This window comes from Umezawaea tangerina, assembly GCF_003002815.1.
GTDB lineage: Bacteria > Actinomycetota > Actinomycetes > Mycobacteriales > Pseudonocardiaceae > Umezawaea > Umezawaea tangerina.
The window spans coordinates 234133-249978 of the sequence record NZ_PVTF01000005.1 but is presented as its reverse complement, the minus strand read 5'-3'; the positions used below and the strand labels follow the sequence as shown (position 1 = coordinate 249978).

General features: G+C 72.3%; 11 protein-coding genes. 4 read left to right on the top strand and 7 right to left on the bottom strand.

What is annotated here, in order from left to right; translation table 11 throughout:
• Positions 1 to 390: 390 nt before the first annotated feature.
• From CLV43_RS50070 to CLV43_RS18625, 4 genes are all read right to left on the bottom strand, one after another.
• Positions 391 to 1944: a glucosaminidase domain-containing protein gene (locus CLV43_RS50070; RefSeq protein ID WP_281262166.1), complete on the bottom strand. Its 1554-nt coding sequence runs from the start codon at positions 1942 to 1944 to the stop codon at positions 391 to 393.
• 73 nt (positions 1945 to 2017) lie between these two features.
• Entirely contained in the window at positions 2018 to 3523 is a 1506-nt protein-coding gene (locus CLV43_RS18635) for a DUF8189 domain-containing protein (protein WP_146174800.1), read from the bottom strand.
• Positions 3524 to 3948: 425 nt separating this feature from the next.
• Positions 3949 to 6999 (bottom strand): AfsR/SARP family transcriptional regulator, encoded by a 3051-nt coding sequence (locus CLV43_RS18630; protein WP_106188481.1) that lies wholly within the window; start codon positions 6997 to 6999, stop codon positions 3949 to 3951.
• A gap of 98 nt (positions 7000 to 7097) precedes the next feature.
• Positions 7098 to 8042, bottom strand: a complete 945-nt coding sequence (locus tag CLV43_RS18625; protein WP_106188480.1) for an acyltransferase domain-containing protein — start codon at positions 8040 to 8042, stop codon at positions 7098 to 7100.
• Positions 8043 to 8309: 267 nt separating this feature from the next.
• Between CLV43_RS18625 and CLV43_RS18620 the strand changes: the two genes are divergently transcribed.
• The 4 genes from CLV43_RS18620 (at position 8310) to CLV43_RS18605 (ending at position 12268) form a co-directional block, all read left to right on the top strand.
• Entirely contained in the window at positions 8310 to 9749 is a 1440-nt protein-coding gene (locus CLV43_RS18620; protein ID WP_342749793.1) for an alpha/beta hydrolase, read from the top strand.
• A gap of 183 nt (positions 9750 to 9932) precedes the next feature.
• Positions 9933 to 11009 carry a sensor histidine kinase gene (locus tag CLV43_RS18615; protein WP_106188806.1) on the top strand — a complete coding sequence of 359 codons (1077 nt, stop codon included), beginning with the start codon at positions 9933 to 9935 and terminating at the stop codon, positions 11007 to 11009.
• Complete coding sequence (locus CLV43_RS18610; RefSeq protein ID WP_106188479.1) at positions 11006 to 11608, top strand: response regulator transcription factor; 603 nt, start codon at positions 11006 to 11008, stop codon at positions 11606 to 11608. The genes CLV43_RS18615 and CLV43_RS18610 overlap by 4 nt, the downstream gene beginning before the upstream one ends.
• A gap of 9 nt (positions 11609 to 11617) precedes the next feature.
• Positions 11618 to 12268 (top strand): GOLPH3/VPS74 family protein, encoded by a 651-nt coding sequence (locus CLV43_RS18605; protein WP_106188478.1) that lies wholly within the window; start codon positions 11618 to 11620, stop codon positions 12266 to 12268.
• Between the two features lie 84 nt (positions 12269 to 12352).
• On the opposite strand, the gene rfbD is transcribed toward CLV43_RS18605, so the two are convergent.
• Genes rfbD through CLV43_RS18590 form a run of 3 tightly spaced genes read right to left on the bottom strand, consistent with a single transcriptional unit; the run spans position 12353 to position 15731 of the window.
• Complete coding sequence (gene rfbD / locus CLV43_RS18600) at positions 12353 to 13207, bottom strand: dTDP-4-dehydrorhamnose reductase (RefSeq protein WP_106188477.1); 855 nt, start codon at positions 13205 to 13207, stop codon at positions 12353 to 12355.
• Positions 13204 to 14511 (bottom strand): lipopolysaccharide biosynthesis protein RfbH, encoded by a 1308-nt coding sequence (rfbH, locus tag CLV43_RS18595; protein WP_106188476.1) that lies wholly within the window; start codon positions 14509 to 14511, stop codon positions 13204 to 13206. Before rfbH ends, rfbD begins: the two co-directional genes overlap by 4 nt.
• Positions 14508 to 15731 (bottom strand): glycosyltransferase, encoded by a 1224-nt coding sequence (locus CLV43_RS18590; protein WP_106188475.1) that lies wholly within the window; start codon positions 15729 to 15731, stop codon positions 14508 to 14510. The genes rfbH and CLV43_RS18590 overlap by 4 nt, the downstream gene beginning before the upstream one ends.
• Positions 15732 to 15846 lie beyond the last annotated feature (115 nt).

The following is a 15846-nucleotide window of genomic DNA, read 5'->3' as shown; positions in this document are numbered from 1 at the left end:
GCGAAGGCGGCGGGGACATGTCGAGAACGGATCCCGTACCAGGGTCTGTTTCCCACCTGGCGAGCAACCGCAGATGTGCGGCTGCCTGGCTGTGGTGCGGCGGGAACCGCGCCGCGCGAACGTCACCGCACGTGGCTCATCGACGTCGAATGACCAATCCCCCCGTTTCGATCGTCCCCTCGACCGACACGCTCATCCCAGATTAGCACGGCCGACCGCACGGCGGCCGCTTTCCCTTGGCCCGGCGCACGACTCGGCGGCGATCGAGTCCTTTGTGGACTACTGGGGTAGTCGCCCGGACCCGTCCGGGGCCGTCCGAGCGGGCGGTGTACTGGGGCGTGGCGGGGAGACGAATCTCCCCGCCACGCCCCAGTTGTCGGCTGTGGTGCGTCACCGGCCGGTGATGAGGATCTGCGCGGTGTTGTCGGGGGTGCCGGAGAGGGCTACCCGTGAGCCCTTGGCGGGGGTGCCGTCGGTGCCGGCGACGGTGGTGAAGGGGGTCCAGGAGGTGGTTGTGCGGATGCGGTGGTAGATGCCGTCGTCGCTGCCGATGACCAGCAGCTGGGCGGTGCCGTCGGGGTGGGTGCCGATGGCGACGTCCTTGCCCGCGGCGGGGAGGGTGGTGTTCATGCCGTTGACCGGTTGGAACCCGCTCCAGCCGCCCGCGGTGTCGCGGATCTGGTGGTAGATCCGGTCGTCCCAGCCGACGATGACCACCTGGGCGGTGCCGTCGGTCATGCCCGCGATCGCGACGCGCTTGCCCTTGGCCGGTGCGGTGGTGCCGTTGCCCGCCAAGGGTTGGAAGCCGCTCCAGGTGCCGTTGGCGGTGCGGATCTCGTGGTAGACGACGTCGTCCGCGCCGATGATGAGCACCTGGGCGGTGCCGCCCGGCAGTGCGGCGATCGCCACGTCCTTGCCCACCGCGGGGAGCGTGGTGCCGTTGCCCGCCAGGGGTTGGAAGCCGGTCCACGTGCCGTCGGCTGCGCGGACCTGGTGGTAGACGCGGTCGTCCCAGCCGACGATGACCACGTGGGCGGTGCCGTCGGCCGTCCCCGTGATGGAGACCTGCTTGCCCTTGGCGGGTGCGGTGGTGCCGTTGCCCGCCAGGGGTTGGAAGCCGCTCCAGGTGCCGTTGGCTGCGCGGATCTCGTGGTAGACCACGTCGTCCGCGCCGATGATCAGCACCTGCGCCGTGCCGTCGTCGAGAGCGGCGACCGCGACGTCCTTGGCGTTGCCCGGCAACGTGGTCTGGTAGCCGGCCAGTGACCGGAAACCGCACCAGGTGCCGTCGGCCGCGCGGATCTGGTGGTACATCGGCGCGTGCTGCGTCGCGCCGCCGACGTCGTAGCGATAGAGGTCGTTGGCGTCCATCATCGCGATGATCTTGGTCGCGTAGTCCGGGTCGGTCGCGTAGCTCCGGGCGACCTGGCGGATGAACTCGCGGGGGTCGTGCCGGTAGGGCAGCGCGTGGGTGTAGTTGGAGCTGGTGGTCAGGACCCTGCCGTAGTCGCGGAACGAGTCGGTCATGGTGGCGTACACGCGGAAGTAGGCCGTGGTGGGCGTGCAGCTGGGCTGGCACTCCTCGGTCGACAGGCTGCGGCAGCCGACGGCGATGGGGCCGGGGTTCGTGGCCGAGACGCACTTCATGCCGAAGTGGTTGTCGAACTCCGCGGCGAGCCTGCTGCCGCCGTACGCGGACTCGTGCGCGGCCTGGGCGGCGGTGACGGAGGCCGGGATGTCGTACTCGGCCTTGACGGCGCGGGCACGCGGTTCGGCGGCGGCCCAGTAGTCCGCCTGAGACCGGGCGCTGCTGGTCGTGGTGGCGGGGGCGGTGGTGGTGAGCAGCTCGTCGTTGGACGGGGCGGCTTGGGCGGACGGGGCCATCGCGCTCAGCGCGGCGGCCGCGACGATGCCGAGCAACGCCGCTCTGCCGGGGATCTTCACGGTCTTTCCTCCTGGGTGTCGAGGGGGTGGCGGTGGTCCGCCGCGGTCGTCCGCGGCGGACCACCCGGAGAGCTCAGGCGCCGCCGACGATCATGATCTGGGCGGTGCCGTCGTCCTGGGCGGAGATGGCGACCTGGCTGCCCTTCGCGCCCGCGGTGGTGCCCATGCCGGCGACGGGCGTGAACTCGGTCCACCCGGTGTCGGTGCGGACGCGGTGGTAGACACCGCCGTCGGCACCGATGACCAGCAACTGGGCGGTGCCGTCCGGGTGGGCGTCGATGGCGACGTCCTTGCCCGCGGCGGGCGTGGTGGTGTTCATCCCGTTGACGGGCTGGAACCCGGTCCAGGTGCCGTCGACGTTCCGGACCTGGTGGTAGATCCGGTCGTCCCAGCCGATGATGACCAGCTGGGCGCGGCCGTCGGCCATGCCGGTCACGGCGACCCGCTTCCCCTTGGCCGGGGCGGTGGTCTGGTACCCGGCCACCGGTCGGAACTCGGTCCAGCCCGCGTCGGTGCGGACCCGGTGGTAGACCACGTCGTCGGCACCGGTGATCACGAGGTGCGCGCTGCCGTCCGGCAGGGCGTCGATGGCGACGTCCTTGCCCGCGGCGGGTGTCGTGGTGTTCATGCCGTTGACGGGCTGGAAGCCGCTCCAGGTGCCGTCGACGTCGCGGACCTGGTGGTAGATCCGGTCGTCCCACCCGATGATGACCAGCTGCGCCCGGCCGTCGGCCATGCCGGTGACGGCGACCCGCTTGGCCTTGGCGGGTGCGGTGGTGCCGTTGCCCGCCAACGGCCGGAAGCCGCTCCAGGTGCCGTCGGCGGCGCGGATCTGGTGGTACACCACGTCATCCGCGCCGATGATCACGGCCTGCGCGGTGCCGTCGGCCATGGTCGCGATGCCCACGTCCTTGGCGTCGCCGGGGAGGTCGGTCTCGTACCCGGCGAGGGGGCGGAACCCGGTCCACGTGCCGTTGGCGTTGCGGATCTGGTGGTACATCGGGTCCGCAGTGTCGGCGGGTGGCGGAGTCGCCGCGTCGGCCACGTGGTCGTACCGGATCGGGGTGTACGCGCTCGCGGTGGCCGCGGACCAGGTGCGTTCCGTCGTCGGAGAGCCGTTGGGACCGGCCTGTTCGCGGACGACCGGCTGGGTCTTGGCCGCGTCGGCCCAGCGCAGGAACAGCGCGACGTGGGAGCCGGGGTCGTTGAGCGCGTCGCCGGGGCGCAGGTCGGCGCGCGGGATCTCGTGGGAGATGTAGTCGATGTCGCTGGTGGTGTAGCTGTGCCGGGCGCCCCAGATCATCGAGACGTAACCGGAGCAGTCGGTGCGGTACTGGCCGTAGGCGTTGCGGTAGCAGGTGCCCTGGCTGTACGGGACGCGTGCGCTGATCCAGCTCTGCGAGCGGGTCAGCATCTCGTCGCGCGTGGTGGTGCGGTGGTTCGCGTACTGCTCGCAGGCGAGCATGGTGGAGAAGTCGTCCTGCGCGGCGGCGGACGGTCCCGCGGTGAGCAGTGCGCTGCCCGCGACGGCCGCGGCGAGGAGGATCGCGCGCAGGGTGGAGCCGGTCTTGTGGAGCATGGTCCGGTCCTTCCGGGAGTTCGGCGGTTTCTGGTTCACCGGGTCGGGCGCGAGCGGTGTCCACTCGTGCGGCGGTGCGACGAGCACGACGTCCGGTCGGGCGGGCCCCCAGGCCGGGGACGGCGTTCCCGCGGTGGGCGTCGTGGTCGCACCTCGGTTCCCGGTCGTCGTCTTCGCTGACAACCAGAAGCCTGGCGACCACGCCTGCAGGTCGGCTCCAAGTGGCGTACAGGCAGGCCTCGCGCACCTGTAGATCGCCTCTAGGGCGTGTGTCGAAGTCTCGTTCGATGGGAGTCGCGCCTGAGGTGGTTCCTGGCGGTGCGGCCGACTGGCCCGCATACCGCTGTTGTATGCGGGCCAGTCGGCCGCACCGCCAGGGGCCGCCTCAGGCCCGGCTACCGCGAACACGGACTTCGACACACGCCCTAGGTCGCCTGTCGGCGGACGGTGTCGCGCCACTGCCGCGGGGTGGTGGCGGCGAGCTCGCGCTCCTCGCGCGCGCCGGTGCCGTGCAGCAGGTCGAGGGCGGCGGTCCAGTGCTCGTCCTGCCGGGACGGGTCGGCGGCGGCCAAGTCGCGCAGGGTGCGGGCGCGCCAGACGTCCAGGCCGAGCTCGGTCCACAGGGCCAGTGCCGCGGTCAGGTGCTCGCGGGCGGCGGGGAGGTCGTTGCGGGCCAGGTGGAGCTCGCCGAGGGTGCGGGTGACCAGGGCGACGCCGAACCGGTCGTGGCCGCGTTCGCACACCGCCAGGCACTCGACCAGCGGGCCGACCAGGTCGACGGCGGGGACCAGGCGCAGGCTCGCCTTCACCCACGCCTGCCGGGAGTAGGTGGCGCCCAGTTCGTCGCCCGCCGCGAGGAGGTTCGCGGCGGCCCGGCCGCTGAGGTCGGCGGCCTCCCGGTACTCGCCGCGAGCCCGGTGGCACAGGCTCAGGCCGCGCATGGCCAGGGCCTCACCGCGCGGGTCCTCCACGGCGGCGTAGCGGTGCGCGGCCCGGCGGAACCGGTCGGCGGCCTCACCGAGGTCGCCGTGGTCGCGGTGCAGGGCGCCGAGGCCGTACTCGGCGGCGGCGACCACGCTGTCCTCGCCGAGGCGTTCGGCCAGGTCGGCCGCGGTGGTGAGGGCGTACGTCGCGGGGACGACGTGGCCCTGTTCCCGGCGCACGGTGCCGATGCCGACCAGGCACACCGCGCGCACGGCGTCGTCGTCGACGGCGTCGGCGTGCCGCAGGGCCTGCTCGAAGTGGGTCCGGGCGGTGGCGAAGTCGTCCTTCTCGTAGTGCAGCTGGCCCAAACCGGCCAGCACGACCGCCTCGGCGCGCCGGTCGTGGCCTTCGCGGGCCAGGGCGAGCGCGACCTCCTGGGTGCGTTGCCACCCGTCGAACTCGTTGCGCACGGCGAAGGTCGACGAGAGCAGGGAGGACACCAGCAGGGTGGCGGTCCGGCCGACACCGAGCTCACGAGCCCGTTCCACGGCGCGCACCACGGTGCTGGTCTCCGCCCTGAGCCAGCCCACGGGGTCCGCTTCGACCTCGGCGATCAGCTCGGGGTGGGCCTCGGCCTGTCGGCTCGGCGCGATCCGCAGGCCAAGGGTCACCCGCGGCAGCCGACGTGCCCCCGCCTCGACCAGGTCCGCCCACGCGGTCAGCGAGCGCGCCACGGCGTCGGTCACGGTCTCGCGGGTCTCGTGCTCGGCGGCCTGCTCGGCGCCGAAGAGCTGGACGAGGTCGTGGAAGCGGTAGCGGACCCGGCCGATCTGGTCGACCCCGGCGACGTCGAGCAGCCGCAGGTCGACCAGGTGCTCGACGACGTCCTCTGCCTCGGCGGTGTCGACGTCCAGCAGCGGTGCGGCCAACCACCAGCCGAAGTCGGGCAGGTCGAGCAGGCACAGCAGGTGGAACGCGCGCCGCCTGCGGTCGTCCAGCTCGGCGTAGTTCAGCGACAGGCAGGACCGGATGGCCAGGTCGCCGACGGTCAGCTCGTCGAGCCTGCGCCGTTCGTCGGCCAGGCGGGCGGCCAGCGACTTGAGCGGCCAGTGCGGTCGGGCCAGCAGTTTCGCGCCGGCCGCGCGGATGGCCAGCGGCACGCCCGCGCACAGGGCGGCGATGCGCCCGGCGGCGTCCGGGTCGCCCGCGACCCGCTCCGGTCCGATGATCTTGCCCAGCATCTCCAGCGCGGACGGGGTCCGCAGGACCTCCAGCTCGACGGGGAACGCGCCGCCGATGCCGGCCAGCCTGGACCGGCTGGTCACCAGCACCAGGCAGCCCGGTTCGCCGGGGAGCAGCGGGCGGACCTGCTGCTCGGCGCGGGCGTTGTCCAGCACGATGATCAGCCGCAGACCGGCCAAGCGCTGCCGGTACAGCGCGATCCGCTCGTCCAGGGTGGTGGGCAGGTCGGCGGCGCGCACGCCCAGCGCGGTCAGGAATCGGCCCAGGGCGGTGAACGGGCTCAGTTCCGCGCCGAACCCGCGCAGGTCCACGAACAGCTGGCCGTCGGGGTAGCGCGGGGCGAGGCGGTGCGCGGCGTGCACGGCCAGCGTCGACTTGCCGGTCCCGCCCGCACCGGACACCACCACGACAGGCCTGGTGACGCGGTCGTCGGGCGGGGTGCCGCCCAGCGCCAGCACCGAGGCCAGTTCGCCGGTGCGCCCGGTGAAGTCGCCGATGTCGGGCGGGAGGGTGTGCGCCACGGGACGGGCGGAGACGCGGACGGGGGACGCGGGGGTGGCGCGGGTGGCGGGCACCGAGCCGTCGAGGATGGCGGTGTGCAGGTCCCGCAACGGCCTGCCGGGCTCGATGCCCAGCTCGTCGAGCAGGTGGCGGCGCCCCTCGCGGTAGACCTCCAGGGCGTCGGCCTGCCTGCCGGACTCGGCGAGGGCGCGCATCAGCAGGGCGCGGGTCTCCTCGCGCAGCGGGTGTTCGGTGACCAGTCCGCGCAGTTCGTGGGCGGCGTCCTCGGCGCGGCCCAGCGCCAGGTCGGACCGGGCCAGCCCGTCGCGCGCGGCCAGCCTGCGTTCGTGCAGCTCGTCGGCCCAGGCGACGGCGAACCGGGCGTCCACCCCGCCGAGAGCCTGTCCTCGCCACAGCGACAGCGCCCGCCGGTAGTGCTCGTGGGCCAGGGCGAACGCCCCGTCGCGCTCCGCCTCGCGCGCCCGCTCGTGCTCGTGTTCGAACAGGTCGACGTCGCACTCCCCGTGCTCGACGTCGAGCAGGTAGCCGGGGGCGCGGGTGCGCACCGCCTCGGCCAGTCCGGCCGCGGCCATCCCCCGGCGCAGCACCGACACGTAGGTGTGCACCAGCGCCGTGGCCGAGGACGGCGGCGAGTCGTCCCACAGCAGGTCCACGAGCCGTTCGGTGGCGACCACGTGCCGCGCCTGCCGCAGCAGGGCGACCAGCAGCGCCTTCGGCTTCGGGCCGCCGAGCCCGCTCGCCCCGGTCTCCGTCCCCACGGTGACCGGTCCCAACACGCGGATCCGCATGAGCCACTCCCCCCCCAGGGTGTCCTACCGAAATTATCGGACGGATCGCCGGTGGCGGGTGGGGTTCTCCCCGAATGTCGTACGGGCCGCGGGACCCGTCAGAGCGGGAAGCGGCCGCTGCGCCAGTGCAGGTGGCCACCGGCCTTGAAGTGGCCGACGACCGCGCGCTGGAGCGAGGTGCGCTGCGGCAGCCGGTCCAGGGGTGTGGTCAGGGTGCGGAACACGAACCGCAGCGCCTCGACGTCGGCGTCGAGGCCTTCCGGCTCCTCGTAGGGTTCCAGCTCGAACCTCCGCTGGAACCGGACGATGTTGGAGTCCGCGGGCAGGTACTCCAGCAGTTGCGGGTCGAGCAGCCACGAGCCGCAGGAGAACGCCGTGTAGTGCTCGTCGGGGAAGTGGCGCGGGAAGAACGCGCGGGCCTCGTCGAGCGACGCCGTGACGGACTCCGGGGTCAGCGGCCCGGACTCGGGCACGTGCAGGCCGATGGCCGTGCCGCCGCGTTGGTGCTGCAACCGGCCCAGTTCGTAGACGCCGCCGCGCGCGTGCAGCGTCAGCCAGCTCTGCATGACCGGCCAGCCCTCGCGGTGCATCCGCCGGTCGACCGCGAGGTTGCGACCCAGGTCGGCGAGGGTCGTCCACGACACGGCGTCGGGGATGCCGTGGTCGCGGTGGTACCCCACGACGACGTCGACCAGGGCCAGGTAGGCGTACACGTAGAGGTGCCGCCAGGCGGGACCCCGGTCGCGGGGCAGCTCCGGGCCGGGCGGGAGCCACGCGTGGCCGCCGAGGTCGGCGCGGACCAGGGCGGTCGAGCGGTCGAGCAGCCAGCGCAGCTCGGGAGTCCACAGTGGAGAGTCGTGGTCCGGCCACCCGGCCATGATCTCGGCGGCGTCGTCCGGGCGCACCGCGAGGCGGTCGAGGATCGCGGGCGCGTCGGACTTGGCGGGCAGGGGAGCCGACGGCCGGTCACCGGCGAGCCGGTGCACGCGGTCGACCTCCTCGACGGGTACCCCGAGCCGGGCGGCGGTGTCGTGCGGGTCCACGCGGTCGACCTTACCGGGTTGCGCCCCGTCCGCCGCCGGTGTGAACGGTGTTCGGCGCGGCGCACGACCGGCGCCAGTGACGTCACGTCATGTCCGGTGGTGACGTGGCGACCCTGCCGGACGATCGCCGCGGGGAGTGGGATCACCAGCATGTCGAACGTTCACCTGCGGAGGAAATCCCGCCTCGCCCTCGCGGCGGTGGTTGTCGCTGCGTCCACAGTGGCCTGCACGGCCACACCGAGCTCGAGTGCGCCGACCCGTGCGGAAGTGCGGTGGGGCCTTTGCCCGCAGGACGCGGGCGGGCCCGGCCTTGAGTGCGCCCTGCTCGACGTGCCGTTGGACTACCACGCGCCCGACGGCAGGAAGATCCAGATCGCGATCTCGCGACTGGCCAGCACGCACCCGGAGAAGCGGCGGGGGATCCTGCTCACGAACTCCGGCGGACCCGGCGGTGAAGGGCTCAGGCACCCGCTCGACCTGAAGGCCGTCGGACTGCCGCAGGACGTGCTGGACAGCTACGACGTCATCGGCATGGACCCGCGCGGCGTCGGCCGCAGCACACCCGTCACCTGCGACCTGGCCAAGACACCCGCCTACTACACCAACATCCCGCTGCACGCCGCCACCGCCGACGACGTGCGCACGAAGGCCGTGCTGGTCAAGCAGGTCGCCGACAACTGCGCCCACTCCGCGTCCCAGGACCTCCTCCCGCACATCAGCACCGCGAACACGGCCAGGGACCTCGACCGGGTGCGGGCCGCACTGGGGGAGGAGAAGGCCTCCTACTTCGGCATCTCCTACGGCACCTACCTGGGCGCGGTCTACACGACGCTGTTCCCGGCGAGCACCGACCGCGTGCTCATCGACAGCTCGCTGGGCCCTGGCGGGTGGGACCGCGAAGGCTCGCGGATGTTCGCCCAGGGCTTCGAGGACCGCTTCCCCGACTTCGCCGAGTACGTCGCCGCCAACCACCCCGACTACGGCCTCGGCACGACCCCGGAGCAGGTGACCGCGAAGTACTACGAGCTCACGGCGAGGCTCGACGCGCTGCCCGGTATCGGCACCGACGCCGGTGGGCTGTTCCGCCAGACCACGTTCGGCGGCATGTACTACGACAACGCCCTCGGGAAGCTCGCCGAGACCTGGCGCGACGTGGACAACGGCACGTGGAGGCCCGATGCCGCGCCGAGCACGGAGAGCAAGCCGAGCGGTGGCACCACGGCCGGTCCGGCCAGTGCCGACCAGGAGGACGCGGTGCGCTGGCCCGCCAAGCCCGCCGACAACTACCTCGCGAGCCAGCTCCACGTGCTCTGCAACGACTCGCGGTGGCCGACGTCCGTGCAGACCTATGTGGACGAACACGCCGAGGACCGGGTGGCGCACCCGATGTTCGGCTCGGCCGCGTCGAACATCGGTCCCTGCGCCTTCTGGCCGGACCCGGTGGAGCCCCAGACCCGCATCACCGGCCAAGGGCCCTCGAACGTCCTCATCGTGCAGAACCTCCGCGACCCCATCACGCCGCTGGCCGTGGCGAGGAAGATGCGCGGTGCGCTGGGCGACCGGGCCCGGATGATCACCGTCGACCAGGGCGGCCACCTCGCCTACCCGTTCAAGGAGAACAAGTGCGCCAACGACAAGGCCTCCGAGTTCCTCGTCACGGGCAAGCGCGTCACCGAGGACCTGGCCTGCGCGGCCGAGCCAGGCTGATCGCTCGTGGGTGCACCACCGCCCATCACAGGGCAGGCGGTTCCGCCACACCGGTATGACGTGGTGTCACTGGTGCGGTCGTCCACCCGGCTCGATACTGGGCGGGCAACACCGTCGACCACGGAGGCCGAAGTGGACACCGAATCGCCGGGCGCGGTGTCCGAGCGCACCGCCCGCGGCAGGATGCGCAGGCTGAACATCACCACGCAGCTCGCGGTGATCGTCCCGGTCGGGACGCTGCTGATCGCGTTCGACTCCAGCACCTGGTGGGAGGCGGCCGTGCTGGTCGCCGGGGTGCTCGTCGCCATGGTCGCGGTCGTGCGGTGGGCGCAGGACGACCTCCTCGCCATCGCGTTGCCGTGCCTGGGTTCCAGCGCGGCGGTGTGGGTCTTCGGCGTGCTGGTCGGTGGCAGCGCCACCGCGTTCTACAGCCTCACGATCGTCGGCCCGCTCGTCGTGCCGCAGCTGCCGCGGTACCGGATTCCGGCCGCGGTGGCGCTCACGGCGTTCGTCGCCGCGGTGGGCGCGACGCGGTTGCTGGTCTCGCGGGGGAGCACCGGCGGGGTCCTCTTCCAGTACGCGCTCGTCCCGACCGCCGTCGCCGTGTGCACGCTCGGTTTCATGTTCGCCAACCAGGCCTTCTACCGCCTCATGGCGGAGCTGGAGGAGGCGCGCGAGCAGGAGGCGGAGCTGGCCGTGGCGCGGGAGCGGATCCGGTTCGCCAGCGAGCTGCACGACATCCAGGGGCACACGTTGCACGTGGTGAAGCTCAAGACGGCGCTGGCGGAGAGGCTGGTGCGGGTGGACGCCGGGCGTGCGGAGCAGGAGCTGCGCGAGGTGCACGCCCTGGTCGGCGACACGATCAAGCAGACCAAGGAGCTCGCGTACGCCCAGCGGCGGCTCAACCTCGCGGGAGAGCTGGAGAACGCCAAGAACCTGTTCGAGGCCGCGGGCATCCGCGTTCGGATCGTCCGGGAGGCGCAAGTGGACGGACGCGCGGGTGAACTGCTCGGCCAGGTCCTGCGCGAGACGACGACCAACATCCTCCGCCACGCCCAGGCGGCACAGGTGCGGATCACGCTGTCGGAGTTCGGGATCACGATCGTCAACGACGGCGCGCACGACGGCGGACCGCCGGAACTGCGCGGCCTGTCCACGCTCAGGGAGAGGCTCGCGGGTGAGGGGGGAGAGCTGACGGTGACGCGACACGACGGCGAGTTCGTCACGGCCGCGGCCTTCCGGTCGGCGGTGGCGCGATGACCACCGTGGTGCTGGCCGACGACGAAGCCCTCCTGCGCAAGGCGATGGCCGCGCTGCTCCCGCTGGTGGGCGACATCACCGTCCTCGCGGAGGCCGAGGACGGCGAGCAGGCCGTCGCCGCCACGCTCGAACACCGGCCGGACGTCCTCGTGATCGACCTGGAGATGCCCACCGTGGACGGGTTGGGGGCGGTCGCGGAGATCCGCCGGGTGCGTCCCGAGCAGGTGGTCCTCATGCTGACCCGGCACGCGCGGCCCGGTGTGCTGCGCAAGGCGCTCAAGCTCGGCGTGCAGGGGTTCGTCAGCAAGTCCGCGGACCCCTCCCTCATCACGTCGGTGATCGCCGCCCTGCACGGCGGCAGGCGGTGGATCGACCCGGACGTCTCCGCGCTCGCGGTGATCGACGACTGCCCGCTCACCGACCGCGAGGTCGACGTGCTGCGGGTGACCAGGGAGGGCTACTCGGTCGCCGACATCGCGGTCCGGCTCCACCTCGCGGAGGGCACCGTCCGCAACTACCTGTCCAACGCGATGCAGAAGACGCAGACCAGGACCAGGCACGAAGCCGCCCGGTACGCAAGAGAACACGACTGGCTCTAAGGGGAGACCATGCTGATAGCCGAAGACCTCGCGCTGCTGTTGATGGACGACGAGTCCGGGACCCCGGCCGCCGCGGGGACCCTGCACTACACAACGGGCGGCGCGGTGCTGGTGGAGCTGGCGCTGGCGGGCCTCGTCGAGGTCCGGGACAAGAAGGTGCTGCCCGTGGGCACCGCACCGGAGGACCCGTTGCTGCGCCTGGGGTACGAGAAGGTCGCCGACAAGCCCCGGTCCGTGGACGCGACCCTGCTCAGGATCGGCTCCGGTCTGTGGCAGCGGGTGGTCGACCGCCTCGTGGACAAGGGTTTCGTCCGCCGGGAGGAGAAGCGCGTGCTGGGCCTGTTCCGCACGACCAGGCTGCCCGCGGAGGACGTGCGGCACGAGGAGGAGGTCCGGCAGCGGATCCGCGCCGTGCTGGTCGACGGCGAGGACGCCGATCCCCGCACCGCCGCGCTGGTCGCGCTGCTGTCGGCGAGCGGCGCGCTGCCCCTGTTGCGGCCGCCGCTGGCGTGGTCGGGTGAGGTCCACCGGCGCGCGAAGGATCTGGAACGCGGCAACTGGGGTGCCGCGGCGGTGGGCACTGCGGTGGCCAGGACGGCGGCCGCCATCGCCGCGTCCACCGCCGCCGCCACGGTCGTGGTGGTGACCGCGGTGACCTGACCGCCACCGCCACCGCCACCGCCAAGACCGGGTCGTCGACGATCGGACCGGACTCGGCCCCACCTTCGGTGGACGGCCTCGCCGTCACGCCTCCGCCGCGCCGGCGCGGCGCAACCCGTCACGCCAGTGCGGCAGCGGTGTCAACCCGCAGGCCGTCCACGAGGAGTCCGACAGCACGGCGTTCAGGGGCCGGTCCGCTCCGGTCCGCGCGTCGGCTGTCCGGCAGGGGCGCACCAGGTCGGCGTCGAGACCCGCGGTCGCGGCGACGGCGCGGGCGAACTCGTACTTGGAGACCGCGCCCGTCGAGGTCGCGTGGGTCAGGACCGGGGGATCGGGGTGCGCGACGAGATCGGCCAACGCGGACACGAGGTCGCCGACGGAGGTGGGGGAGGCGATCTGGTCGGCGACGACCGCGACGGTGTTGCCCTGACGGCACTCGCGCAGGAGGACGGCGGGGAAGCCGGCCGTCGGACCCGCGTGCAGCCACATGGTGCGGACGACGAGGGCGCCGGGGAGCTCGTCCCGCACGGCCTGCTCGCCCGCCAGTTTGGACCTGCCGTACACGTTGACCGGCGCGGTCGGCGAGGTGGTCTCGTACGGGTCGGGGGCGGTGCCGTCGAAGACGTAGCCGGTGGAGAGGTGCACCAGGCGCGCTCGTTTGCCTGCGCAGGTCCTGGCCAGCAGCCCGGCGCCGAGCGCGTTGACCGCGAAGGCCCGGTCGCCGTGGGTCTCGGCGTCGTCGACCGCGGTGTAGGCCGCACAGTTGATCACCACGTCGTGCCGGTCGACGGCGTCGTCCAACGCCGCGGCGTCGGTGATGTCGAGCTCGCCCGACCCGAACCCCACGACGGTCCGGACGCCGTCGCGGAAAGGACTCGTGGGACCCGTCAGCCGGGTGCCGAGCAGGCCGCCCGCGCCGGTGACGAGGACCCTGCTCACGAGGGACGCCCGTGGCCCGCGACGAACTCGCGGACCGAGGCGACGAGGTAGTCGGTCATCTCGTCGGTGATGCCGGGGTACACGCCGACCCAGAAGGTGTTGTCGGCGACGTGGTCGCTGACCGCGAGGCTTCCGGGAACCCGGCAGGGGACTCCCGAGTACGCGGGGTGGCGCAGGACGTTGCCGGCGAACAGGACGCGGGTGGAGATCCGGCGGCTTTCGAGGAAGGCGACGATGGCGACCCGGCTGAACGGGGCGTCCGGCGTGACGGTCATCGCGAAACCGAACCAGCTCGGGTCGCTACCGGGCGTCGGTTCGGGGAGGCGCAGGTGGTCGACGCCGTCGAGCCCTTCGCGGAGCCTGGACCAGTTGTGCCGCCTGGTCGCGCAGAAGGCGTCGAGCTTCGCCAGCTGGGACAGGCCGAGGGCGGCCTGCAGGTCGGTCGCCTTCAGGTTGTAGCCGATGTGCGAGTAGGTGTACTTGTGGTCGTACCCGCGGGGCAGGTCGCCCAACGCGAAGTCGAACCGCCTCCCGCACTTGTCGCTCTCGCCCGGCGCGCACCAGCAGTCGCGTCCCCAGTCGCGCAAGGACTTCACCACCCTGGCCAGGACCAGGTTGTCGGTGAGCACGCAGCCGCCCTCGCCCGTGGTCAGGTGGTGGGCCGGGTAGAAGCTGACGGTCGACAGGTCGCCGAACGTCCCGGTGAGCCGCGACCCGTACCGCGACCCGACCGCGTCGCAGTTGTCCTCGACCAGGAACAGCCCGCGGTCGCGGCACAGCTCGGCGACCTCCGCGGCGGGGAACGGGTTGCCGAGCGTGTGGGCCAGCACCACGGCGCGGGTCCGCGGTCCGATGGCCGCCTCCACCGACTCCGGTGTGGGGTTGTAGGTGTGCTCGTCGACGTCCACGAACACCGGAGTCAGACCGTTCTGCAGGATCGGGTTGACCGTGGTCGGGAACGCCGCCGCGGCGGAGACGACCTCGTCGCCCGGACGCAGTCGGGCGTCGCCCAGTTCCGGTGCCGTCAACGCGGTCATGGCCAGCAGGTTGGCCGACGAGCCGGAGTTCGTCAGCCGCGCCTTGCGCGTGCCGATCTTGCGGGCGAACGACGTCTCGAAGCTGTGCGCCAGGGCTCCTGCCGCGATGCGCAGGTCCACCGCGGCCGCGGCCAGCGCGGTCTTGTCGTCGGCGTCGAGGCAGGCGCCGGACACCGGGATCTCGGTGGTGCCGGGCACGAAAGGCCGATCCGCCTGCTGCTCGTGGTACTCCCGGATCGCCTGGAGCAGATCCTCCCTCTTGATCACAGGACGCCCGAGCACTGCTGGACGAGGAGGTCCAGGTCCCCGGCGAACGCGGTCTGCGGGGGTAGCGCCCGCATGTGCCGTCGGAGATCTTCCGTCCTGCGCCGGTAGGAGGGGTCCGCCAGCACGCGCTCGCAGGCGGAGCGCACCTCCGCCGCGGTGACCGTGGTCGGGTCGACCCGGACGCCGGTCCCGAGCCGCTCGCAGCGCCGCGCGTTGCCGGGGTGGTCGGCGAAGAAGGGCATCAGGACCTGCGGCACCCCGCAGGTGATCGTGTCGCGGATCGAGTTCAGGCCGCCGTGGGTGATGAACAGGTCCACGTGCTCCAGCACGAGCGACTGGGGAACCCACGGCATGGTGTGGACGTGGGGCGGCAGTGACGGGAACAGCGGCTCGTACCGCGACGGCAGGGCGGCGATGACGGAGCACTCGAGCGCGGCCAGCGCGGTGAAGAGCTCGTCGTAGATCTCGGTCGACCGCTGCGTGAAACGCGAGGAGAGGGGACCGATCGACCCCATCGAGAGGTAGACGACCGGTCTGTCGTCGGGCAGTCGGGCGAACACGCCCGGCAACCGCTCGTCGTGCCGCACGGGAAGCTCGTGCCGATAACGGGCGAGTGGCGGCCCGAAGTCCGCGTGGTTGAACTGCTCCGGCGTCACCGAGACCGTGAGGTGGCGCAGGATTCCCGGTGTCGAGGGCTCCGGCGCGAGTCCGAGCCGTGAGCGCAGGCCGGTCAGCGCAGGTTGGACGACCTCGTCGTGCAGGCCCAGCGCAATCGCCTCCAACGAGCCGATGTCCACGACGACGTGCGGTATCCCGAGCACTTCGGCGGCCAGATATCCGCCGAATTCGGTGCATTCGTGCACGATCACGTGCGGTCGCCAGTGCTCGGACAAGGCGAGCACTCCGTCGACGACGGGAGTGACGAAGCGGGGGGAGGTGAACTCCGTGATCAGGGTCCGGTCGAAGCCCGCCGCGCCCCCGTCGAGCAGGGCACCGAAGACCACGGTGGCGAACTTGGGGTCGAGCCACATCGGCGCGATCTCGACAGTCGTCACCCCGTAGTCGCGCAGCCGTCCGGACCAGCCGTCGGGAACCGCGATCCGCACGTCGTGGCCGAGCCCGCTCAACGTGGTGACGAGCGTGACCAGTCCGCGGACGTGCGATTCGAACGGGTTGACGGTGACGAGCACGCGTGTGCGGCCGTCCGGGGGAATGGTCATCGCGGCCCACCCGTCGTGAATCCTGAGATGCCGGAGTCCGCCCGTGAAAACCCCTCGGAACGAGGACGGGTGACTTGCCAAGGCTACTTGCCGATGGGTATTCCTCCGTCGACCA